Source organism: Bacillus sp. 22-7, assembly GCF_010628845.1.
Lineage (GTDB): Bacteria > Bacillota > Bacilli > Bacillales > Cytobacillaceae > Cytobacillus > Cytobacillus firmus_B.
Map to the genome: position 1 here is coordinate 212,317 of NZ_NJQY01000014.1, position 22,491 is coordinate 234,807.

At 40.4% G+C, this 22,491-nt stretch carries 26 protein-coding genes; 18 read left to right on the forward strand and 8 right to left on the reverse strand.

The window, feature by feature from the left end; genetic code table 11:
• Nucleotides 1-12: 12 nt before the first annotated feature.
• From pdhA to lpdA, 4 genes are all read left to right on the forward strand, one after another.
• Nucleotides 13-1,128, forward strand: a complete 1,116-nt coding sequence (pdhA, locus tag CE058_RS12455; protein WP_048010637.1) for a pyruvate dehydrogenase (acetyl-transferring) E1 component subunit alpha — start codon at nucleotides 13-15, stop codon at nucleotides 1,126-1,128.
• Nucleotides 1,129-1,131: 3 nt separating this feature from the next.
• The gene (locus CE058_RS12460) at nucleotides 1,132-2,109 is read left to right on the forward strand and encodes an alpha-ketoacid dehydrogenase subunit beta (protein WP_048010636.1); all 978 of its coding nucleotides are present in this window, start codon (nucleotides 1,132-1,134) and stop codon (nucleotides 2,107-2,109) included.
• 84 nt (nucleotides 2,110-2,193) lie between these two features.
• The gene (locus CE058_RS12465) at nucleotides 2,194-3,540 is read left to right on the forward strand and encodes a dihydrolipoamide acetyltransferase family protein (RefSeq protein ID WP_048010635.1); all 1,347 of its coding nucleotides are present in this window, start codon (nucleotides 2,194-2,196) and stop codon (nucleotides 3,538-3,540) included.
• 6 nt (nucleotides 3,541-3,546) lie between these two features.
• Nucleotides 3,547-4,956, forward strand: coding sequence for a dihydrolipoyl dehydrogenase (lpdA, locus tag CE058_RS12470; RefSeq protein ID WP_048010634.1), 1,410 nt, complete (start codon nucleotides 3,547-3,549; stop codon nucleotides 4,954-4,956).
• Nucleotides 4,957-5,012: 56 nt separating this feature from the next.
• Here the strand turns inward: lpdA and CE058_RS12475 are convergent, their stop codons facing one another.
• Nucleotides 5,013-5,390 carry an NUDIX hydrolase gene (locus CE058_RS12475; RefSeq protein ID WP_048010633.1) on the reverse strand — a complete coding sequence of 126 codons (378 nt, stop codon included), beginning with the start codon at nucleotides 5,388-5,390 and terminating at the stop codon, nucleotides 5,013-5,015.
• Nucleotides 5,391-5,663: 273 nt separating this feature from the next.
• Between CE058_RS12475 and CE058_RS12480 the strand changes: the two genes are divergently transcribed.
• A complete protein-coding gene (locus CE058_RS12480; RefSeq protein ID WP_048010632.1) occupies nucleotides 5,664-5,909 on the forward strand; it encodes a hypothetical protein in 246 nt (81 codons plus the stop codon).
• 68 nt (nucleotides 5,910-5,977) lie between these two features.
• Here the strand turns inward: CE058_RS12480 and CE058_RS12485 are convergent, their stop codons facing one another.
• Nucleotides 5,978-7,486 (reverse strand): glycine betaine uptake BCCT transporter, encoded by a 1,509-nt coding sequence (locus CE058_RS12485; RefSeq protein WP_048010631.1) that lies wholly within the window; start codon nucleotides 7,484-7,486, stop codon nucleotides 5,978-5,980.
• A 365-nt stretch (nucleotides 7,487-7,851) separates the two neighbouring features.
• Between CE058_RS12485 and CE058_RS12490 the strand changes: the two genes are divergently transcribed.
• A complete protein-coding gene (locus tag CE058_RS12490) occupies nucleotides 7,852-8,700 on the forward strand; it encodes a polysaccharide deacetylase family protein (RefSeq protein WP_163142994.1) in 849 nt (282 codons plus the stop codon).
• A 37-nt stretch (nucleotides 8,701-8,737) separates the two neighbouring features.
• On the opposite strand, the gene CE058_RS12495 is transcribed toward CE058_RS12490, so the two are convergent.
• On the reverse strand, nucleotides 8,738-9,172 hold the full coding sequence (locus CE058_RS12495; RefSeq protein WP_172581917.1) for a DUF1885 family protein: 435 nt from the start codon (nucleotides 9,170-9,172) through the stop codon (nucleotides 8,738-8,740).
• Between the two features lie 175 nt (nucleotides 9,173-9,347).
• Here CE058_RS12495 and CE058_RS12500 point away from each other — a divergent pair, with 175 nt between their 5' ends.
• Both CE058_RS12500 and CE058_RS12505 read left to right on the forward strand, forming a co-directional pair.
• Nucleotides 9,348-9,647: a DUF3055 domain-containing protein gene (locus CE058_RS12500; RefSeq protein ID WP_035328617.1), complete on the forward strand. Its 300-nt coding sequence runs from the start codon at nucleotides 9,348-9,350 to the stop codon at nucleotides 9,645-9,647.
• Between the two features lie 211 nt (nucleotides 9,648-9,858).
• Complete coding sequence (locus tag CE058_RS12505) at nucleotides 9,859-9,987, forward strand: GapA-binding peptide SR1P (protein ID WP_048010629.1); 129 nt, start codon at nucleotides 9,859-9,861, stop codon at nucleotides 9,985-9,987.
• A gap of 47 nt (nucleotides 9,988-10,034) precedes the next feature.
• Here CE058_RS12505 and CE058_RS12510 read toward each other — a convergent pair whose 3' ends face one another.
• A complete protein-coding gene (locus CE058_RS12510; RefSeq protein ID WP_048010628.1) occupies nucleotides 10,035-11,504 on the reverse strand; it encodes an aminotransferase class I/II-fold pyridoxal phosphate-dependent enzyme in 1,470 nt (489 codons plus the stop codon).
• Between the two features lie 242 nt (nucleotides 11,505-11,746).
• Between CE058_RS12510 and CE058_RS12515 the strand changes: the two genes are divergently transcribed.
• Both CE058_RS12515 and CE058_RS12520 read left to right on the forward strand, forming a co-directional pair.
• Nucleotides 11,747-12,706 carry an NAD(P)H-dependent flavin oxidoreductase gene (locus tag CE058_RS12515; protein ID WP_048010627.1) on the forward strand — a complete coding sequence of 320 codons (960 nt, stop codon included), beginning with the start codon at nucleotides 11,747-11,749 and terminating at the stop codon, nucleotides 12,704-12,706.
• 42 nt (nucleotides 12,707-12,748) lie between these two features.
• Entirely contained in the window at nucleotides 12,749-13,024 is a 276-nt protein-coding gene (locus CE058_RS12520) for a UPF0223 family protein (RefSeq protein WP_048010626.1), read from the forward strand.
• 79 nt (nucleotides 13,025-13,103) lie between these two features.
• Here the strand turns inward: CE058_RS12520 and CE058_RS12525 are convergent, their stop codons facing one another.
• Entirely contained in the window at nucleotides 13,104-13,724 is a 621-nt protein-coding gene (locus CE058_RS12525; RefSeq protein ID WP_048010625.1) for a YktB family protein, read from the reverse strand.
• A gap of 195 nt (nucleotides 13,725-13,919) precedes the next feature.
• On the opposite strand from CE058_RS12525, the gene CE058_RS12530 reads away from it, so the two are divergent.
• The 3 genes from CE058_RS12530 to CE058_RS12540 all read left to right on the forward strand — a co-directional run bounded on the left by CE058_RS12530 (nucleotide 13,920) and on the right by CE058_RS12540 (nucleotide 15,898).
• Nucleotides 13,920-14,114, forward strand: coding sequence for a hypothetical protein (locus CE058_RS12530; protein WP_035328635.1), 195 nt, complete (start codon nucleotides 13,920-13,922; stop codon nucleotides 14,112-14,114).
• Nucleotides 14,115-14,640: 526 nt separating this feature from the next.
• Nucleotides 14,641-15,441: an inositol monophosphatase family protein gene (locus CE058_RS12535; RefSeq protein WP_048010624.1), complete on the forward strand. Its 801-nt coding sequence runs from the start codon at nucleotides 14,641-14,643 to the stop codon at nucleotides 15,439-15,441.
• The gene (locus CE058_RS12540) at nucleotides 15,428-15,898 is read left to right on the forward strand and encodes a GNAT family N-acetyltransferase (RefSeq protein ID WP_048010623.1); all 471 of its coding nucleotides are present in this window, start codon (nucleotides 15,428-15,430) and stop codon (nucleotides 15,896-15,898) included. Before CE058_RS12535 ends, CE058_RS12540 begins: the two co-directional genes overlap by 14 nt.
• Nucleotides 15,899-15,931: 33 nt before the next feature.
• Here the strand turns inward: CE058_RS12540 and CE058_RS12545 are convergent, their stop codons facing one another.
• The gene (locus CE058_RS12545) at nucleotides 15,932-16,117 is read right to left on the reverse strand and encodes a YlaF family protein (protein ID WP_048010622.1); all 186 of its coding nucleotides are present in this window, start codon (nucleotides 16,115-16,117) and stop codon (nucleotides 15,932-15,934) included.
• A gap of 218 nt (nucleotides 16,118-16,335) precedes the next feature.
• On the opposite strand from CE058_RS12545, the gene typA reads away from it, so the two are divergent.
• The 3 genes from typA to CE058_RS12560 are packed head-to-tail and all read left to right on the forward strand — an operon-like array spanning nucleotide 16,336 to nucleotide 18,822.
• A complete protein-coding gene (gene typA / locus CE058_RS12550) occupies nucleotides 16,336-18,174 on the forward strand; it encodes a translational GTPase TypA (protein WP_035328642.1) in 1,839 nt (612 codons plus the stop codon).
• A gap of 27 nt (nucleotides 18,175-18,201) precedes the next feature.
• On the forward strand, nucleotides 18,202-18,516 hold the full coding sequence (locus CE058_RS12555; RefSeq protein WP_035328645.1) for a YlaH-like family protein: 315 nt from the start codon (nucleotides 18,202-18,204) through the stop codon (nucleotides 18,514-18,516).
• A gap of 15 nt (nucleotides 18,517-18,531) precedes the next feature.
• Complete coding sequence (locus CE058_RS12560) at nucleotides 18,532-18,822, forward strand: hypothetical protein (RefSeq protein WP_048010621.1); 291 nt, start codon at nucleotides 18,532-18,534, stop codon at nucleotides 18,820-18,822.
• 64 nt (nucleotides 18,823-18,886) lie between these two features.
• On the opposite strand, the gene CE058_RS12565 is transcribed toward CE058_RS12560, so the two are convergent.
• Nucleotides 18,887-19,087: a YlaI family protein gene (locus tag CE058_RS12565; RefSeq protein WP_035328651.1), complete on the reverse strand. Its 201-nt coding sequence runs from the start codon at nucleotides 19,085-19,087 to the stop codon at nucleotides 18,887-18,889.
• A 526-nt stretch (nucleotides 19,088-19,613) separates the two neighbouring features.
• Here CE058_RS12565 and CE058_RS12570 point away from each other — a divergent pair.
• Nucleotides 19,614-20,069, forward strand: a complete 456-nt coding sequence (locus tag CE058_RS12570; protein WP_163142997.1) for a pyridoxamine 5'-phosphate oxidase family protein — start codon at nucleotides 19,614-19,616, stop codon at nucleotides 20,067-20,069.
• Between the two features lie 77 nt (nucleotides 20,070-20,146).
• Here CE058_RS12570 and CE058_RS12575 read toward each other — a convergent pair whose 3' ends face one another.
• Nucleotides 20,147-20,752, reverse strand: a complete 606-nt coding sequence (locus CE058_RS12575) for a YhcN/YlaJ family sporulation lipoprotein (RefSeq protein WP_048010619.1) — start codon at nucleotides 20,750-20,752, stop codon at nucleotides 20,147-20,149.
• A 339-nt stretch (nucleotides 20,753-21,091) separates the two neighbouring features.
• On the opposite strand from CE058_RS12575, the gene CE058_RS12580 reads away from it, so the two are divergent.
• The gene (locus tag CE058_RS12580) at nucleotides 21,092-22,420 is read left to right on the forward strand and encodes a PhoH family protein (RefSeq protein WP_048010618.1); all 1,329 of its coding nucleotides are present in this window, start codon (nucleotides 21,092-21,094) and stop codon (nucleotides 22,418-22,420) included.
• The last annotated feature ends 71 nt before the right edge of the window (nucleotides 22,421-22,491 follow it).

Consider the following 22,491-nt stretch of genomic DNA (forward strand, 5'->3'; position numbering starts at 1 on the left):
AGGGTGACTGATATGGCTTCTAAAACAAAGAAGGCACAATTCGATGCGAAAAAACAGCTCGAAACAGTTGAAGAACAGTTCCAAACTCTACAAATTTTAAATGAAGAAGGCAAGGTTGTTAATGATTCAGCAATGCCTGACTTAAGCGATGAACAGCTTCAGGAATTAATGCGCCGCATGGTTTATACCCGTATTCTTGATCAGCGTTCTATTTCACTTAACAGACAAGGCCGTTTGGGCTTCTATGCTCCTACTGCCGGACAGGAAGCTTCTCAGCTTGCATCTCATTTTGCACTGGAGAAGGAAGATTTCATTCTTCCAGGTTATCGTGATGTGCCTCAAATCATTTGGCACGGCCTTCCGTTATACCAGGCTTTCCTATGGTCCCGCGGGCACTTCGAAGGCGGAAATATTCCTGAAGGTGTAAATGTTATTTCACCTCAGATTATCATTGGAGCACAATATATTCAGACTGCAGGGGTTGCCCTTGGCATGAAAAAGCGCGGCGAAAAGAAAGTTGCCATCACTTATACTGGCGACGGCGGTGCTTCACAAGGTGACTTCTATGAAGGCATCAACTTTGCAGGAGCATTCAAAGCACCTGCTATCTTTATTGTTCAAAATAACCGTTTTGCAATCTCTACTCCTGTTGAAAAACAATCAGCAGCTAAAACAATTGCACAAAAGGCAGTGGCGGCCGGTATTCCAGGAATTCAGGTTGATGGCATGGATCCGCTTGCTGTATATGCAGCTGTTCGCGAAGCTCGTGAACGTGCATTGAATGGTGAAGGTCCTACATTAATCGAAACATTAACTTATCGTTACGGACCGCACACAATGGCCGGTGACGATCCAACACGCTACCGTACTTCTGACCTTGATAATGAATGGGAAAAGAAAGATCCTCTTGTTCGTTTCCGCAAGTTCCTTGAAGATAAGGGAATCTGGAATGAAGATATGGAAAACGAAGTAATTGAACAAGCAAAAGAAGATATTAAAGAAGCTATTAAAAAGGCTGACGATACACCTAAGCAAAAGGTTACTGATCTTATGAACATCATGTATGAAGAAATGCCTTACAACCTAAAAGAACAGTATGAACTATACAAAGAAAAGGAGTCGAAGTAAGCCATGGCGCAAATGACAATGATTCAGGCAATTACTGATGCTCTTCGCACAGAATTGCGCAACGATCCGAATGTATTGGTATTCGGTGAAGATGTGGGCGTTAACGGCGGCGTTTTCCGTGCTACCGAAGGCCTTCAAAAAGAATTTGGCGAAGAGCGTGTATTTGATACACCGCTGGCTGAATCCGGAATCGGCGGTCTGGCAGTCGGTCTTGGTTTACAAGGCTTCCGTCCGGTACCTGAAATCCAATTCTTTGGATTCGTTTATGAAGTAATGGATTCTATTTCCGGCCAGCTGGCACGTATGCGTTACCGTTCTGGCGGAAGATATAATTCACCGGTTACAATCCGTTCACCATTCGGGGGAGGGGTACATACTCCTGAAATGCACGCTGACAGCCTTGAAGGATTAATGGCTCAGCAGCCTGGACTAAAGGTTGTTATTCCGTCAACTCCTTATGATGCAAAGGGACTTCTAATCTCAGCTATTCGCGATAACGACCCTGTTATCTTCCTTGAGCATATGAAATTGTACCGTTCTTTCCGTCAGGAAGTGCCTGAAGAAGAATATACAATTCCTCTTGGCAAAGCAGAAGTTAAACGTGAGGGTTCTGACGTAACGATTGTAACTTACGGGGCAATGGTCCATGAATCTTTAAAAGCAGCTGAAGAGCTTGAAAAAGAAGGGAAATCTGCTGAAGTTATCGATTTGCGTACAGTGGCTCCTCTTGATATCGAGACAATTATTGCTTCTGTTGAAAAGACAGGAAGAGCGATTGTTGTTCAGGAAGCACAAAAGCAAGCCGGTATTGCAGCAAATGTCGTTGCAGAAATCAATGACCGTGCGATTCTAAGCCTGGAAGCACCAGTTCTGCGTGTAGCTGCACCAGATACTGTATTTGCTTTCCCGCAGGCTGAAACAGTTTGGCTTCCAAACTATAAAGATGTAATTGAAACAGCTAAAAAAGTACTTGAGTTTTAATTGAATAACTAATGACACAAGGGGGAAAATATCCCCCTGACGTGTTTTACTAGAACGATTGAAATAATAGGAGGGTGAATTCCATTGGCATTCCAATTTAGATTGCCTGATATCGGTGAAGGTATCCATGAAGGTGAAATCGTCAAGTGGTTTGTAAAGCCGGGTGACGAAGTACAAGAAGATGACGTGCTTTGTGAGGTTCAAAATGATAAAGCGGTTGTAGAGATTCCTTCGCCAGTTAAAGGTAAAGTTGAAGAAATCCTAGTTGAAGAAGGTACAGTCGCAACTGTAGGTCAAGTTTTGATCACTTTTGATGCTCCGGGATATGAAGATCTTAAATTCAAGGGAGACCATGAAGATGAGGCTCCTAAAGAAGAAAAAACAGAAGCACAGGTACAGGCTACTGCTGAAGCTGGCCAGGATGTAAAGAAAGAGGAAGCTCCTGCACAGGGTGAACGAAAAGAAGGCGTAGCCATTTCTGACACGGATGTAGATCCTAACCGCCGCATTATTGCAATGCCTTCAGTCAGAAAATACGCTCGTGATAAAGGCGTAGATATTCGCCAGGTAGCTGGAAGCGGCAAAAATGGTCGCATCCAGAAAGATGACATTGATTCATTCTTAAATGGCGGTACTCAAGCTAATGAAGCGCCTGCTCAGGAAGCTGCACCACAAGCTGAAGCAAAAGAAACTGCACCGGCAGCTGCACAGGTGATTCCTGCTGGACAATATCCGGAAACTCGCGAGAAAATGAGCGGAATACGTAAGGCTATTGCAAAAGCTATGGTAAACTCTAAGCATACAGCTCCACACGTTACATTAATGGATGAAATTGATGTTACGAAACTTGTTGCACATCGCAAGAAGTTTAAAGAAGTTGCAGCGAATAAAGGAATTAAGCTAACATTCCTTCCTTATGTGGTAAAAGCATTAACAAGTGCATTGCGTGAATTCCCGGCACTAAATACTTCAATCGATGATGCAGCAGGTGAAATCATCCAGAAGCATTACTATAACATTGGTATTGCGGCAGACACTGAAAAAGGTCTTCTCGTGCCAGTTGTTAAGGATGCAGACCGCAAATCTACATTTGCCATTTCAAATGAAATCAATGAATTGGCTGGTAAAGCACGTGACGGCAAGCTTGCTCCAGACGAAATGAAGGGTGCTTCTTGCACAATCACAAATATTGGTTCTGCAGGCGGACAATGGTTCACTCCTGTCATCAATCACCCTGAAGTTGCCATTCTTGGAATTGGCCGCATTGCTGAAAAGCCGGTAGTGAAAGATGGAGAAATTGTTGCTGCTCCAGTATTGGCATTATCACTAAGCTTTGACCACAGAATTATTGATGGAGCAACTGCACAAAATGCATTGAATCACATCAAGCGTTTACTGAACGATCCAGAACTATTGTTAATGGAGGCGTAATTACAAATGGTAGTAGGAGATTTCCCAATCGAAACAGATACTATAGTCATCGGTGCGGGTCCAGGGGGATACGTTGCAGCAATTCGTGCAGCACAGCTTGGACAAAAAGTTACAATCGTAGAAAAAGCAAATATGGGCGGAGTTTGCTTAAACGTTGGATGTATTCCTTCAAAAGCTTTAATCGCAGCAGGCCACCGCTACGAAAATGCTAAGCACTCAGATGTAATGGGAATTACAGCTGAAAACGTAAAGGTTGACTTTACAAAAGTTCAAGAATTCAAATCCGGTGTAGTCAAGAAGCTTACAGGCGGAGTGGAAGGACTATTAAAGGGAAATAAAGTTGACATCGTGCGCGGTGAAGCATACTTTGTTGATGGTAATACCCTTCGTGTAATGGATGAAAATTCAGCACAAACTTACACATTCAAAAATGCAATTATTGCAACAGGATCCCGTCCAATTGAATTGCCGACGTTTAAATTCTCTAAACGTGTTCTTGATTCAACAGGCGCCCTTGCTCTTCAGGAAATTCCAGAGAAAATCGTCGTTATCGGCGGCGGTGTTATCGGAATCGAGCTTGGAGGAGCATATGCGAACTTTGGTTCACAAGTAACGATTCTCGAGGGTGCAGATGATATTCTAATCGGCTTTGAGAAGCAAATGTCATCTCTTGTTAAACGCAACCTGAAGAAAAAAGGCGTTGAATTCATTACGAAGGCACTTGCTAAGGGTGTTGAAGAGAATGAAAATGGAGTTACCGTTAAGTTTGAAGAAAAAGGCGAAGAGAAGTCTCTTGACGCAGATTATGTATTTGTAATGGTCGGAAGACGTCCAAATACAGACGAACTTGGCTTAGAGCAAGCCGGCGTTAAGATGACTGAACGCGGTGTTATTGAAATTGATAAACAATGCCGTACTAGTGTGAGCAATATTTATGCGATTGGTGACATTGTTGCAGGTCCTCAATTAGCTCATAAAGCTTCTTATGAAGGCAAGATTGCAGCTGAAGCAATTGCAGGCCATAACGCTGAAATTGATTACTTGGCTATCCCTGCGGTTGTATTCTCTGAGCCTGAATTAGCTTCTGTAGGCTATACTGAGCAGCAGGCTAAAGAAGAAGGAATCGAAGTAACAGCAGCGAAGTTCCCATTTGCAGCTAACGGCCGTGCCCTTGCACTTGATTCCACTGACGGATTCTTAAAGCTTGTGACACGCAAAGAAGATGGACTTGTAATTGGTGCGCAAATCGCCGGTGCTAGTGCATCTGATATGATTGCAGAGCTTGGATTGGCTATTGAAGCAGGCATGACTGCAGAAGATCTTGCAATGACTATTCACGCACATCCTACATTGGGTGAAATCACAATGGAAGCAGCAGAAGTTGCTATTGGAAGCCCAATTCACGTTGTAAAATAATACTATAAAAAATCCTTCCCTGTCAGGGAAGGATTTTTTGTGGATGATTACGGATTTTAGTTCTTTTCATCCATGGCTTTGGCGAGCGGATAAATGATCTTATCTTTAGATACAGTGCCTTTTATTTCTACTAATACTTTGTCCTGGTACACCAGCAGAATGGCAGGGCAGTTTTCTACCTTATAATTGCTTAAGTGACTGGCTTCAGCTGCTGTTATCACTTTCATATCTTTAATTAGTTCAGGATAGCTTCTCTTTAATTCTATGATGGCATCATAATAGGAAATTTCCTGTTCATATTGTTTATTATCAGTAAAAAAAATAAGCTGCTTAACATTATCGTCTATCTTCAGCTCTTCTTTTACTTCCTTATGATTGCATGAAGAGGTCACAAACAAGAGTGCAGTAATCAATAACAATGGCAGACCTTTCATCCTTTTGCCCTCACTTTATAATAAATTCCACCTTTTTACATGAGACTCCAAAACAGTATAGAAGTCATGAAAATTTTCCATCCTTTTGACAGAAGGTGAGCAATTCATAATAATTATGAGTATTTTATCATATGGTAAATGGAAATATTAGCTTGTCATTCAAATGTTACAGAAATGAAAAATAAGAATATCCTTTTCAACATATATTACAAACACAAGTGTTTCTTCTTTTAATAAAACGGGTAATGATTAAAAAATTTGGTGGTGGAGTGTATGAAGATTTACACAGCTCTTTTACTGCAGATGTTAATCTGGAGCGGATATACTTTCATTGAGTGGCTGTCAAAATATGATCAGCTCGTATATAAAGTTATTATGTTTTTTGTTTTTTTCTATTTGGCAATCAATATTGGAAATTGGGTTATTAAGTCAGCAAAGAAAACATTTATGGTTACAGTTATGAGCCTAAGCTTATATGCTTCTTTTCATTTTGCGATGTCCTACATTACACATTGGTAATTGGCAAAGTGACAAGCAAAAAAAATCGGCACCCATTTACAGGTGCCGATTTTTTTAGTCTTTATCATCTATTTTTTTGGTATGGTTTCTTCTTTAAACGATTTAGCCAGCGATAGCACGATTAAGAGCATTATGACTGTAAAAGGAAGTGCAGCTATAATTGAAGCTCTTTGGAGTGCTTCCAGCCCTCCCGTCCATAAAAGGATGGCTGCAGAGGCTGATTGGATTATGCCCCAAACAAATTTCACTTTGCCCGGAGGGTTCAAGCTTCCGTTTGTCGTCTGCATCCCAAGAACAAAGGTAGCTGAATCTGCAGAAGTAATAAAGAATGTACTGATTAAGAATATAGCCAATAAGCTTAAAACAGTGCTGAAAGGGAAGTTATCAAACACAGTGAACAGCGCAACTTCCATTCCCTGCTGGTCGATTGTTTCCATAATAGGCTTTGCCTCAAAGAATTCAAGGTATATGCCTGTTCCTCCAAAAACTGAGAACCAAAGCGCTCCAAAGAGGGTAGGAACAGCAAGGACGCCGATGACGAATTCTCTTATTGTCCTTCCGCGTGATATTCTGGCTATGAATGTGCCGACAAATGGCGCCCAGGCAATCCACCATGCCCAATAAAAAATGGTCCAATCCTGAAACCATGTCAGCTCCTGATCAAAAGGACTAAGCCTGAAGCTCATGGAAGGAAGATTTTGAAGATAAGAGCCAATCGTTGTTGTAAACAGATCCATAATAAAGTTTGTAGGGCCAACAAACAGCAGAAATAGCAATAACGAGATAGCTAAAATAATATTTAAATTACTTAAGTATTTTATTCCTTTGTTTAAACCGGTTTGTGCTGAAACCATAAACAAAATTGTCACAACCAAAATAATAATCAACTGAGTGGTAAAATTATTGCCGATACTGTCAAATGTTTCAGAAAGTCCGCCAGATATTTGAATGGCCCCGAGACCTAATGATGTCGCAACACCAAAAACAGTAGCAAAGACGGCTATAAAATCAATTAATACTCCAATTGGACCATCCACTTTGCTCCCTAAAATTGGCCTCAAAATGGAACTGATAACTCCCGGTGCACCTTTCCTGAACTGGAAATAAGCGAGTGCAAGCCCAATAACTGTATATATAGCCCATGGATGAAGCCCCCAGTGGAAAAAAGAGTACCTCATGGCAGCTCTTGCTGCTTCTGGTGTCTGCCCTTCAAGGAAAGGTGGCGCAAAGTAGTGATACATTGGCTCCGCAACTCCCCAAAAAACCAGGCCAATTCCCATCCCTGCACTGAAAAGCATGGCAAACCAGCTTAAGTAGCTATATTCGGGCCTGTCTGCATCCTTTCCCAGACGAATATTTCCGTACTTGCTGAATGCTAATAGGATTGAAAAAATTAAAAAGATAGAAGCTGATAAAAGGTAAAACCACCCGAATTTTTCCAATATGAATCCTTGAACAGCTGCTGTAACAGAATCAAGGTTGCCTTTTGGCAGTATGGTCTTCGGAACTAATCCCCATAAAATAAATATTGCTGTGAATATGACTGAAACCGTAAAAACGGGTGTCAGTTTCTTCATCAAATCCCTCCAGTCTCAATAAAATAAACCTAAATAAAATAATTCTGTAAAACTTCCAATCCTAAAAATGCAGGCATTTAAATATCCCGCTTTCCTGATAGTGTTTGCTTGATTTTTTAAGCAATTGGAGCTCAGCAGGGGAGAGCAGCTTCCCCGAAAACAGACTTTAAAGTAAAATCGAAAGGATGTAGAAATCCAATCTAATTTCTAAATTTTACTTTTAATGTTCAAACCGAGACTGTTTCGGGTAAAATCAGTAGGTAATAGTAAGATTTCCTAAGGGGAACTACTTTTTTAAAAAGGCCATGTTACATACTAACACTTATGAAAGAGAGTTTAAAGAAATATGCATTAGGGAGGTAACAATGAGAAAAGCTGTATTTTTTATTTGTTTTATTTTCGTTATAATCTTGACAGCATGTACGGATTTTTCTGCTGATGAAGATAAGCCATCAGATTTTGAAAAACAAGAAGAAAATAAATTGGCTGATCATTCTAGTGTTCCGGCATCTAAACCTGAAAAAAACCAAGCTGATGCCGATGAAAAGCCAAAAGAAGAAGCGGTATCCCTGCCAGAACCGCAATACAAGATAAATGAACATAATTGGTCAATAGAACCAATTAATCAGGCCAATTCAAAAGTTATATTACTGACCATTGACGATGCTCCAGATAAAAATGCATTGGAAATGGCCAGGATTTTAAAGAAACTTTCAGCACCTGCAATCTTTTTTGTTAATGGGCATTTCATAGATACCCCGGAAGAAGCTAAAGTTTTGAAGGAAATTCATGAACTTGGCTTTGCTATTGGAAATCATACAAATAGTCACCTAAACCTGAAAAGCTTGCCTGAAGAGCAGCAGTATAAAGAGATTGTTGACCTTAATGATCGAGTTGAGGAGATTATTGGAGAGAGGCCAAAATTCTTTCGGGCACCATTCGGGTCTATTACAGACTACAGCAGGAAAATTGCTGAAGCTGAAAACATGGTGCTCATGAATTGGACATACGGGTATGACTGGGAGAAGGAATATCAGTCAAAAGAAGCTTTAGCAGATATAATGGTTAATTCACCCTATTTATCGAAAGGTGCAAACGTATTGATGCATGATAGGGAATGGACAAAAGAAGCTTTAGAGGATATTGTGAAGGGGCTTAGAAATAAAGGATTTACGCCAGTTGACCCAGTTTTGATCAGCACGGAAACAAAATGAGAACAGCCGTTGCTGTTCTCATTTTTTAAGAATGCGATTATTTTCTTTTATAAAAATACATAACTCTTCCATTGAAAAGATGCAATTCACCTTGAAGTTTTTTAGCGAGGAATTTGCAAAATTCATTTGCTTTGCCTTTATCCCCGAATGTAGCACCTTCCGGCAATGTAACTTGTATGTAAGACTGCTCACGTTCAGAACCGTCTTCATCCTTCACTTTTTCTTGGTCAATGCCAAGCAATATGGTGTTATATCGGTCATGTTGAGAATGCAGGTAAAACCAGGTTCCTTTTGCTTCAGGCTTCTCTTTTATCTCATAAGGAAAAGCGGCGTCATTATATTCCCATTTAATCTGGCTGCCTGTTTTTCCAGTAATATCCCTGTAATATAAAAAAAGTTCTTTGAGCTCTTCTGTTGAAATATTTTCCTTAGCTGATGAAGGAACCAGCTTGATAAATGAATTAGCTGCCAACTTCTTTCCCCCCATTATCCCAATAATTATGGTAATGAACATCCTCTTCCATTCTAGCATTAGATAAAATCTTATGACAACTTAAAATAGTAAGGTAAATTTATATTACTTGTCAAAGAGCCTATAATGAATTATAATAATATTCTAAATATTATTATAACTAAGGAGGAATCTTATGGATTTTTTTGAGAAGCTCTATGATGAGCATGAAAACGTGAATGTCCGTTTTGTTGGCTTTACAACGGAGTCAACACGTTATGATTTTGGAATTGTATATACAAACCTCTTCTTTTCCAAGCCTCTGGTTATTTGTATGCAGACAGGCCGCTCAACTCTCCTCGACCCTAAAGATCTCGAAGACATCGAATATTTGCAAAAGGCATTCAAGCTTGATTTATATGAACAGGCTGCAGATTTAAGTGAATTTTTCTTAGAAGCAATCCCAGGTGCCCGTTTTGAGGAACAATACGACTAAAATAATATAAAAAAACAGGCCATAATCGGTCTGTTTTTTTATATTATGACATACTATTAATGAAGAGTTTCAATGGGTAATAAGGAGAATGCCAATATAAAGCAATAATTATGTTATACAATTAGGCTTGATAAATTAATAATGTTATATTATTATAGATTTAAAGATAAAGCGCTTTCAAATAAAACTCATTGAAAAGGAGAATGAAAAGATGGGTACAATCGTATGCCAGGCTTGCAATTCAACTATTGATCACTTTGAGGATGAAAAAGTAACTGTATTATATTCAAAAAAATGCAATTGCTGTGACGGAGAAAAAACAGAGAAGACAAACAAATAGCCATTAACCATAAAGAGCCTTTCCTAAATGGAAGGCTCTTTTGCATATTATCTGATGGCTTTGTGCTCTTCAATAACGCGAAGATACTTGAAATCATAATCCTCAGGTCCCTGAACGGGCAGTCCAGCTTCCATGTTCGTTTTTATATAACGGAGGTTTTCCCCGGTTATGATTTCCCCCGGAATAAAAATAGGTATTCCAGGCGGATAAACCATAATGAATTCAGCAATTATTCTGCCCTCAGACTCGTCGAATGGAACAAGCTCTGTATCAGCATAAAATGCGTCACGAGGTGTAAGCGATAAAACGGGAATATCAGGGAGAAGCACTTGAGTTTCAAGCTTTTCAGTATTCCCTTTGCGCTCACTGGCGAGTTCGGCAAGAGCAGTAACTAAAATATCGGCTTCCCGTTCAGAGTCACCAGGGGTAACAATGCAAAGGATATTATATAAATCAGACATCTCTACTTCAATATTATGATGTTCCCGAAGCCAATTCTCCACATCGAAACCATTCATGCCAAGCTCTTTGACTGAAATAATCAATTTGGTTGGATCGTAGTCATGCGCGGCTTTGGTTTCCAGTATTTCTTCTCCGACACAATAGAGCCGGTCAATCTCATTGATGCGGCGGCGAATGGATTGGGCCAAATCAATTGTCTTTTGAATGAGCTCCTTTCCCTCAGTAGCCAGACGTTTCCTGGCAACATCCAGGGAGGCAAGCAATAAATAGGAAGTGGAAGTTGTTGTCAGCATGCTCAAAATGGATTGAACCCTTTTGGCCGAAACAAGATTTCCTTTCATATTTAAAATTGAACTTTGCGTCATGGACCCGCCCAGTTTGTGGACAGATGTTGCGGCTAAATCAGCACCTGCCTGCATGGCGGATAAGGGCAGCTCATCATGAAAATGAATATGCACACCATGGGCTTCATCCACAAGCACGGGCACATTATAAGAATGTGCAATTTCGACGATTCTCTTCAAATCTGCCGAAACACCGAAATAAGTAGGGTTAATGACTAAAACCCCTTTTGCGTCCGGATGAAGTTCAAGGGCTTTCGATACTGATTCAGTTGTAATCCCATGAGATATGCCCAGGTTTTCATCAATTTCAGGATGTATAAAGATAGGAGTTGCGCCTGAAAAAACAATGGCAGACATGACTGATTTATGAACATTTCTCGGAACAATTATTTTATCCCCGGGACCGCAGACAGCCATAACCATGGTCATGATGGCTCCGCTTGTTCCTTGAACGGAAAAGAATGTCCTGTCCGCTCCAAAGGCCTCAGCTGCAAGGTCCTGGGCTTCTTTAATAATGCCTTTTGGCTGATGGAGATCATCAAGCGGGCCAATATTGATCAAATCAATGGCAAGTGCATTATCTCCAATATAGTCCCTGAATTCCGGATCAATCCCCGCTCCTTTTTTATGGCCGGGTATGTGAAACTGTACGGGATCTTTCTTTGCGTGCGCAAGCAAACCGCTGAATAACGGTGTTTTGTATTGAGACAACTTATTCCCACACCTCTTTAATAATAATATTTCAGAAAGCTCAAGCTGATTTAAAACATTTGCATTATAGCATTATTCAATCCCTTTGCATAGAAAGTTCTATTGTTTTTTCATTCTGTTAAAGCGTGTCTTTTCCGGACATTCGCCTCCACAATTCAGTTTCCGTTTAGTTTTAGAAGTTAACAGGAAATTAAACCACATAAATCGAAATAAAATATTATGAAGAAATGGAGGGTACATAAATGAACTGGAATACACGTGTGACAGAATTACTTAAAATTAAATATCCAATTATACAGGGGGGCCTTGCCCATCTTGCCTATTCAGATCTGGCTGCCGCTGTTTCGAATGCAGGAGGTTTAGGGCAGGTTACCGCAATGTCTCTCAGCAGTCCGGAAAAATTAAGAGACGAGATTCAAAAGGTTAAGAAATTGACAGATAAGCCATTTGGGGTTAATTTTGCTATTGGGCAGCATGGAAGGCCATTCTCTGATTATCTGGATATAGCCATTGAAGAAGAAGTTCCCGTTATTTCTATGACAGGTGGAAATCCTGCACCTATTTTTGATCAATTAAAGGGTGTAAATGTTAAGAAGCTTGTTCTTGTGGCTGCAAAAAGGCAGGCAGTAAAGGCGGAGGAGCTTGGTGCTGATGCAGTAATGGTTGTAGGGCAGGAAGGCGGAGGGCATTTAGGCAGGGATGATATTGGAACCTTCATACTCGTCCCTCAGGTGGCTGATGCTGTTTCTATACCCGTGATTGCCTCAGGAGGAATTGGAGATGGCAGGGGGCTTATGGCAGCATTAAGTCTTGGAGCAGAGGGTATTGAGATGGGGACAAGATTTGTTGCAACAAAGGAATGCGTCCATGCATCTGAATTATATAAAAACCGCTTAGTCGAAGGAACAGAAAATGACACAGTGGTCATTAAGAGAACAATAGGTGCACCTGCAAGGGTGATTGCGAATCCATGGTCGGATAAGATACTGGAAATCGAAAAACAAAATGGCGGCTATGAGCAGTTAAAAGATTATATTAGCGGGAATGCTAATAAGAAATATATATATGAAGGGAAAGATCAGGAAGGGTTTGCATGGGCTGGACAAGTTATGGGGTTAATTAAGGATATCCCCACTGTGGAAGAACTATTCGAGCGGATTATATCAGAAGGTGAAACCATCAGGGGGAAATGGACAAATTAATGTTAAAATGCATCATGAATATCATAAATGAGGTGAAAGGCAATGGAATATCAATACCCGATTGACCAGGATTGGTCAACAGAAGAAATAGTGGATGTTATAAAATATTTTGAAAGCATTGAAATGGCATACGAAAAAGGAATTGAGCGGGAACAATTCATGAATGCATATAGACGCTTCAAGGAAATCGTTCCGGGGAAAGCTCAGGAGAAAAACATCTGCGATGACTTTGAAGAACAAAGCGGCTATTCCTCATACAGAACAGTAAAATTGGCTAAAGAACGTTCAGCCGGGGACAAATTAAAAATGCAGAAATAGACTTTGAAAAAAAACAAAACCTTCAACTTGCTGAAGGTTTTGTTTTTTTTACTGCCAAATCCACGTTCTGAAAACATGTTTATGCCAATTTGTATAGGGGTAATAAATTTCTAAATACAGATTCAGCTTTTTCAATAAACTGATCAGGTGACATGCGTACGGCATCTTCTCGAGAAATATGATAGCCGCAAAGAATTTCCGCTTTCTTAACATTTTGCAGACGCTGAAACATGGATCTCAATTCTTCCTTGTCCATTTGCTCATGCAAAACAGCATCTGGTTTTGTGTGGTCGCCGGACCAGACATAATCATTGGGTATTTCTTTATAAATCTTGTCCAGGCTGTTCTCAAATAACTTGCCTGCAGCCATTTTATCTGGTGCTTCATAGATGATGGCAAACCAGATAAATACATGCGTTTCCCATAATCCAATCTGGAAATGTGGAAGCATTTTATACCCTCTAGGATTGCTTGCAAATGCGACCCAAGTATCATTTGGCGGATTCTTTGTTCTTCTCGCATGTTTGGCAACATGAGGGAACATTTCATCTCCTGACAGGTTCGCGAGGGATGGTGCAAAATGGTGGCTCAATTCTTCTAATTTAGGCCTAATAACAGATTTTAACCTGTCCATTCTTTCATCCAATCCATCTATTTTAAAGACATCAAAATCATCATTTGTGAAACCGGAAAAAGACATAAGCTGACCTCCTGTATGCTTTGTCAAATATTGTAGCATAACCGGGAGCAATCCAAAAATTTAAAGTCCTATAGAATAGGCGAAATAAAGTTTTAGGTTATCGCACAAATTAGTTGCAACTGAGAATTGTCCTTCATATGATAAAAGTAAAAATAGTCAGAAAATTAAACACTTTTGGAAGGGGTGTACTGTCTAATGAAACAACTAATGAATACAGTGAAAAAGAAAAATGGTGATAGGGAAAGAACAGCGGTTTTAAGGCTGGAAATGGACTATGAGCTGGCTACTTTGTTTGATGCCATGTCAGAAAAAAATGAAGACCTTCAAAAACAATCTAAACTAAAGCTGGAAAAAATCAGGCAGGAACTTCTTAGATTAAAAGCACTTTAAGATGAATTGTCGATAAAGGAGAAAAGGCAGAAAAAATGCAAATAAGAAGGAAAAATTAGAAACGAACTCCATGATGCTATGAGGAGTTCGTTTATTATTTTGGTTATTTTCGTAAATTTGTTGCTTAATAATCAAGTTTAATTACTGAGTTGATTTTCGTTGCAGGCACTTGATTCCTCGAAAATGATGACGCATTTCCTTCGTGCGGTTTTTATTCGAGGAGCTTATTCAATGTCCTGTGGGAGGAGAGGGAAGTGTGAGACCCGCAGACGAAGCCGAAGAAGCTCGCATTCCTCCCCGCGGGTTCGCTGCGTGCCTGCAGCGGAAATCAGCGGGCTGGATTCATAAACAAAACACTATCTTTCAAAATAGAGCCAAATGAACAAATGACGGCTTGTCCTCGGCAAATAATTATTCACCCGGAAATGATAACGCCTACCATTGGAGAGTATATAACTTGAAGAACCTTGCTAATTCATTTAAGCTAGAAATATTTTAATGCTATCACTATGCGGAGGGCTGTCCCATGACAAATTGGAGTGAGATTCATACATATGCCAAAGCCTTGATTAAAGAGGCGGGCGGGAATATTAAAAATTCTTTCAGCAAAACTTTGACCATAACCACCAAGTCAAATGCGAATGATTTAGTGACAGATATAGATCAGGAAACAGAACAATTCTTCATAAAGAAAATTAATGAAAAATACCCTGAGCACCGGATACTTGGTGAAGAAGGTTTTGGTGATAAGCTAAATGACCTGGATGGAATCGTCTGGATTATTGATCCGATTGACGGAACAATGAACTTTGTCCATCAGCAGAGAAACTTTGCCATTTCTGTCGGCATCTATGAAAATGGAAAAGGCAAAATCGGATTAATATATGATGTAGTTCATGACGAGTTATATCATTGCATGAAGGGGCATGGTGTATTCATGAATGATTTGGAACTTCCTCCCTTAAAGGAAACGGATGTGTCAAAAGCCATCATTGGATTGAATGCCACATGGGTTACCGAAAATAGAAGGATTGATCCATCATTGCTGGCTCCACTTGTAAGAAATGCAAGGGGAACACGGTCCTATGGTTCAGCAGCAATGGAAATGGCATATATAGCATCCGGGAGAGTTGATGCATACATAACCATGCGTCTGGCTCCGTGGGATTTCGCTGCTGGTGTGATTATGATTGAAGAATTGGGAGGAATTGCGACAACCGTTAAAGGTGAGGAGCTGAACTACCTTGAAAACAATTCTGTTTTTGTCTCTAAGCCAGGGCTGCATCAGCAAATTATGAAAGAATACTTAAAAAATGGCAATTGGTAACATATCAAGCAGCAAGTTCACAGAGGAAGACCAGGCCTTTTTTTTAGAAGTCATTAAGGACAGCACTGATTGGGAAGAAGAAGAAAAATGCGGGAATAACCTGTGCAATTATATGGCCAGGCATCAGGAATTGAATGGAGAGTGGAAGATTTGGCGTATTAACGGAGAACGAACAGCCGTTACTTTCCATGTGAATTTATCCCCTTCTAACCGGAAGCCATGGCTCGGTACGATCCTTGTTAAAAAAGATATGCGAAGAAAAGGAATCGGAACAGCGGTTATCGAACTGTTGGCCGCTGAATTAAAGAAAAAAGGCGAAAAGTCTTTCTTTGCGGGTGTCCCTGAAAATCGGACCAAATGGATTTACTTTTTATCTGATGCCGGATTTGAGCAGTTTAAGTCGGAGACTTCCGACGATGGCCGGGAATTTTTAATAATGGTCTGTCCATTAATATGAAAAAAAGCTGCAGCCAATCGCTGCAGTTTTTCATTATAACAAGCCTTCTTCTCTCATTTTCTTCTTAGTCTTAAAACCATATCCCATCACAAATATTAAAGCGATGATGGACAGGATAATCCCAAAAATGCTTCTTTCAGCCACCGCAACGCCAATACCCATCATGCATATAGCTGCTCCAATCGCAAAGGCTAATAAAGGCCACTTGATATTCTTCATAATTTCACTCCCAAGAGGATTAATTTAGTTAAATACTGGTGAAAAATATGTAGAGAATATACTGCCCGGCAGTATAATTTATCAGAAATATATCCTTCTCTACATTATTTTACACAAAAAGTTTTTAGGTTTCTATAGTAATTGTGATATAATGTATCAGTTGTGAAAAATGTTGAAAAATGAATTTGATTCAGTTTTGATAAATAGGAGGAAATCTTTTGAAATTAAGAGAAGATATTCGAAATATTGCGATTATAGCCCACGTTGACCATGGTAAAACAACATTGGTTGACGAGCTTTTAAAACAGTCCGGAACTTTCCGTTCAAATGAGCACGTGGAAGAGCGTGCGATGGATTCAAACGATCTGGAAAGAGAACGCGGTATTACGATTTTAGCTAAAAACACTGCAGTTAAATATAAAGATACAAGAATCAACATTCTGGATACACCAGGACATGCCGATTTCGGCGGAGAAGTTGAACGGATCATGAAAATGGTTGACGGCGTATTATTAGTTGTCGATGCATATGAAGGATGTATGCCGCAGACGCGTTTTGTTCTTAAAAAGGCTTTGGAACAAAAACTTACGCCAATCGTTGTTGTAAATAAAATTGACAAACCATCTGCCCGTCCAACAGAAGTTGTTGACGAGGTAATCGATTTGTTCATTGAACTGGGTGCAGATGAAGATCAGCTTGAATTCCCGGTTATTTATGCATCCGCTATTTCGGGAACTTCAAGTGTTACCCCTGACAAGCAGGATGATGACATGCATTCTCTTTATGAAGCAATCATTGAACATATTCCTGGACCGGCTGATAATCGTGAAGAGCCGCTTCAATTCCAGGTGGCACTTCTTGATTACAATGATTATGTGGGGAGAATTGGAATTGGCCGGGTATTCCGGGGGACAATCAAGGTCGGACAGCAGGTTGCTTTAATGAAACTTGATGGCTCTGTTAAGCAATTCCGGGTTACAAAGATCTTTGGTTTCTTCGGACTGAAGCGTGAAGAGATCCAGGAAGCTTATCCTGGAGACCTTATTGCCGTTTCTGGAATGGAAGACATTAACGTCGGGGAAACTGTGTGCCCTGTCGAGCATCAGGAAGCACTTCCTGTTCTAAGGATTGATGAACCAACTCTGCAAATGACTTTCCTTGTTAACAACAGTCCATTCGCGGGAAGAGAAGGCAAATATATTACTTCAAGAAAAGTTGAAGAAAGACTTCGTGCACAGCTTGAGACGGACGTAAGTCTTCGTGTTGAAAATACAGATTCACCTGACGCCTGGGTTGTATCCGGACGTGGGGAATTGCATTTATCGATCCTGATTGAAAATATGCGCCGTGAAGGTTTTGAACTGCAGGTTTCTAAGCCTGAAGTAATTATTAGAGAAATTGACGGTGTTCGCTGTGAACCGGTAGAGCGTGTTCAAATCGATGTGCCGGAAGATAATACTGGCTCAATTATTGAATCTATGGGTACCCGTAAAGGTGAAATGCTTGATATGGTCAATAACGGCAATGGTCAAGTAAGACTGACATTCAATGTCCCTGCCCGCGGACTGATTGGCTACTCCACCGAATTTATGACGCTAACCCGTGGCTATGGTATTATCAACCACACATTTGACAGCTACCAGCCTGAAATTAAAGGTCAAATCGGCGGACGCAGCAAAGGTGTCCTAGTGTCTATGGAAAGCGGCAAGTCATCCACATACGGAATTATGCAAGTTGAGGACCGAGGAACAATTTTCGTTGAGCCGGGTACTGAAATCTATGAAGGCATGATTGTAGGAGAGCATACTCGTGAAAATGATCTTACAGTCAACATCACTAAAGTGAAGCATGCGACGAACATCCGTTCTGCTAATAAGGATCAGACGAATGTAATTAAAAAGCCGCGTATTATGACACTAGAAGAAGCTCTGGAATACTTGAATGATGATGAGCTGCTTGAAGTAACACCTGAGTCAATCAGACTGAGAAAGAAACTTCTTGATAAGAATGAAAGAGAAAGAATGGCCAAGAAGAAGAAATACGCTGAAACTAACTAAGACTAAGAAGGGGGAGGAGATAAGGATATGGATGTATCACAGCGCCTGTCTTTTTTTGCTGCTTTGTTCAAAGTCGATGAGAATCCCACAACTGGAATGTGGCTTCTTTATATAACAATTGTTCTGCTGTCAATATTGGTATTTAAATTAGGGTTTGCCAAGAAACTCCCAATTTTAAAATCAGCTATGATATACACTTTCTTGATTTTAGGCTGTACGATGCTGACATTTCTTGGAGTATTCCTTCCTGTAGCAGAAGGTCTTGTTGTGGCTGCATTAATCTTAATCATTTACAAAATCCGCCTTAACCAGGAAAAGAAGGAACAGGCAAAGGCGGAGTAACAGGGAGATGCTGGGATGAAGTCTTTGCAGGATTCACTGTATAACTGGCTGACGATAAAAATTGTCTGTGAGGATCGTCCGGATGACACAGCAGCAGCAGACACTGAAAGAATGTTCTTTGAGATTCTGTCGGAAGAGCATAATATTTCCGATATTCACTTTGAAAAAGATGATGTAATGTATTATGTGCAATACACAAAGGGGGAAGAACGGAATAAGAGCCGTTTTCCCTGTGAATTGATAGAAGTAATGCTTAAACAGATTCAAAGTGAACCTGAAAAATATGTAAATTATCCGGAGGATTAAAAGAAGCCGCCCCAGACAAAATGTTTGGGGCGGCTTTTTTGCTGTTCATGGAATGGTGTGCAGTTCACCATTCTTCCTCCTGAACTTTGCTCCGATATAGCTTAAAGTTTCCAGTATCAGCTCTTTTTTGTGTTTTTTCTGTAATTCTTGTTTCGCATGGTCTGCACATATATGTGTGAATCGGGCGGTTGCGAAGGCGTTTAGCCTGTAAGGACTCGTTTTCAATGGATTCAATTTTATCACATAGTACACATTTTACTCGCATGGGACACCTCATATTGTTTTGCTGTTTTCCTAAAGTTTGTTGCTTTTCAATAACTTACTTTACTGAGTTGATTTTCGCTGTGGGCACTTGATCCTCGAAAATGCTGACGCATTTCTTTCGTACGGTGTTTATCCGAGGAAGCTTATTCAACAATGTCCTGCGGGAGGAGAGGGAAGTGTGAGACCCCGCAGGCGAAGCCGAGGAGGATCGCATTCCTCCCCGCGGGTTCGCTGCGTGCCTGGGGCGGAAATCAACGGGCAGAATTCATAAACATAAACAACAATCTTTAAAAAAGAGCCTATTGTTTTAACTGTTGTTATTACCATTATAGTACAAGTTAAGGTTTGATTCGAATGCTTTGCGGCAAATTAATTTTTTTTTAGGGTCATCCCGTATCGGGTTTCATATGTTAGTTTATATTAGTATAGAAAGCGCTGCAGGTTAAATCAAACTTGAAGAAGAGATGTTATAAGTTGAAAGAAAAGCGTTATCATACTATGATGAAATTAATAAAGGAGGGAAAAGAATGGCAAATCAGGTAGAACCGAAATTAATCAAACCATTATATGACGAATTGCAAAAGGAACGTTTCGTCACACTTGCCACTATTGACTTTGAAACTGGCGGACCAAATGTCAATGCGATTTCATGGATACTGGCAAAAGATGACGAAACATTATATTTTGCAGTTGATAACCGTTCGAGAATTGTTCAAAACATTAATAGCAATAACAAAGTTGTTCTGAATATTATCGCGAATGAATCTACATACTCCATCGCAGGTGAAGCATTGCTTAAGGCTGAAAAGATGGAAGGCGTACCTTTAAAGCTCGCGCTTATGTCCATCACTGTGAAGGAAGTCCGTGATGTCATGTTTTACGGCTCTAAAATCACTGTCGAACCTCAATATGACAAAACATACGATAAAGACGCAGCAGCCCGTTTGGACAAACAGGTAATGGAGGCAATGAAAAAAGCTTAGTTCCCCAGGGAACTAAGCTTTTGTTGTTCTTACAGCCTTTTCACCGCTAAATAATAAATACCATCGGTGGTGACACTTTACTTATAATAATTCGATTGTTTTTCCTGTTTGTGCTCAAGCTGTTTTTTCTGATCATTGTTGAGTTTTTTCTTTGGATCTTCGGTTGCGTTTTTCTCGTTTTCCTTTTTAGGATCAACCAGGTCGGCTGGGACTTCAGGCATTAGCCGGCCAGCGATATCTGCCAATTCATTCATGATTCCCTGCAGAGGCTCTCCGTTTTGAATGTCAGCGGCTATTTCCCGAAGCCTGGCGTTAATATCCGGATCAGCCACTACAATCGCTCTTGCACCATGAGGATCATTTTTAAGGGTTTCGGCAACTGAATATTTGATTGATCCGACCTCAGAACGGTCGAGATTTTTATTTACATCTACTCCAACTACTGCAAAGCGTCCAAGTACAACTGCTGTTGCATCATTGACATTGGGAACTCGGACAGCCAAATTGACAAGATGCCTGGAAACCTGCTGTCCAGTCTCCCTGTCAACTTCCTGTATTGTACTATTTTTAACATTTACGGTGTTGATATTTTTCTGTTCCTGATGGTCTTGGGCCTGATTGTTGTTCATGCCGCACCCTGTTAATAGTAATCCTGTCATCCATAACAGCAGCCATTTATTCATATTTGACACCTCCGGGACATCAAAATTTCCTGAAAATGAAAGCTTGAATTTCTTCAGGTTCAGGAATATTGAGGATTGTTTAATGTTATTGTGCAAAATTTCTTCTATCTTTATTCGGCATTACATATATTTTTACCAAGATAGATTTGTCCACTTCATAAGAAAGCCTTTCTTCCTAATTAATCAACATCTTTCGAAGGCTGAATAATATAAAACAACAGGATTATAATCCATCAGGAATGAAGGTGATCTTTTTCATGAAACTGCAAATCTGCATGCAGGGGACCTCGCTTTTGTAATTTGCTTTATCAAGACACAAGAGGAGCAGGAGGCATCATATTGAGTAAAATTTACGTATTAGATACCAATGTCTTGTTGCAGGATCCTAATTCCATATTTTCATTTGAAGATAATGAAGTAGTTATTCCGGCTGTAGTTCTGGAAGAGGTCGATTCTAAGAAAAGGTATATGGATGAAATTGGGAGGAACGCAAGGCAAGTATCCCGGCTGATTGACAGCATGAGGGAGACGGGTAAGCTCCATGAGAAAATACCTCTTGAAAATGGCGGAAGCCTGCGAATTGAGTTAAATCATAGATCATTTCATGAACTTCAGGAGATCTTTGTAGAAAAAACGAATGATAATCGGATTTTGGCAGTTGCAAAAAACTTATCCTTGGAAGAAGAGACAAAAGAAAATGGACGAACGGTAATCCTGGTAAGCAAAGATGCCCTTGTCAGAGTTAAAGCGGATGCTATCGGGCTAATTTCAGAAGACTTCTTAAGTGATCGTGTAGTTGAAAATGATCATTTATATCCCGGGTTTCTGGAGGTATATATAGGTCTCGATATTATGAACCGTTTCTATGAAAAAGGAGAACTGCCGCTATCTGAAATAGCAAATCATCCTTTCTATCCGAATCAGTTTCTGGTGATGAAAGATGCGCTTGGTTCATCATCGTCTGCCCTTGGTATTGTGGACAAAAGTGGGAAGAAAGTGAAAAAACTCATTTTTGATCATGACCATATATGGGGGATCAAGCCCAGGAACGTGCAGCAGACAATGGCTCTTGAGCTGTTGCTGAGAAACGACCTGCCGCTTGTTACGCTTATCGGCAAGGCGGGTACTGGAAAAACTCTTTTGGCGCTGGCATCCGGCTTAATGCAGACAGAAGATTATGGCCAGTACAAAAAATTGCTTGTCGCCCGCCCCATTGTGCCTGTAGGCAAGGATTTGGGATTTCTTCCGGGTGAAAAAGAGGAAAAATTAAGACCGTGGATGCAGCCGATTTTCGATAATCTGGAGTACCTGTTTAATGTCAAAAAGCCAGGTGAATTGGACGCCATATTGGCAGGTATGGGCTCGATTGAGGTGGAGGCCCTGACATATATCAGAGGCAGAAGCATACCGGATCAATTCATTATTATTGATGAAGCTCAGAACCTGACGAAGCATGAAGTAAAAACCATATTAACCAGGGTAGGGGAAGGGAGTAAAATTGTCCTGATGGGAGATCCCGAGCAGATTGACCATCCCTACCTGGATGCTTATAACAACGGTCTCACCTATGTCGTGGAAAGATTTAAAGATCAGGTTATCTCAGGTCATGTCAAACTTGTTAAAGGTGAGAGATCTGGCTTGGCCCAGCTTGCTGCTGATCTGTTATAGCCTGCATGACAGAGTTCGTGAATTCTGAGGTTTTCATGCCGGGGAAGAGACTGCGAAGAAAAAGGGCGATG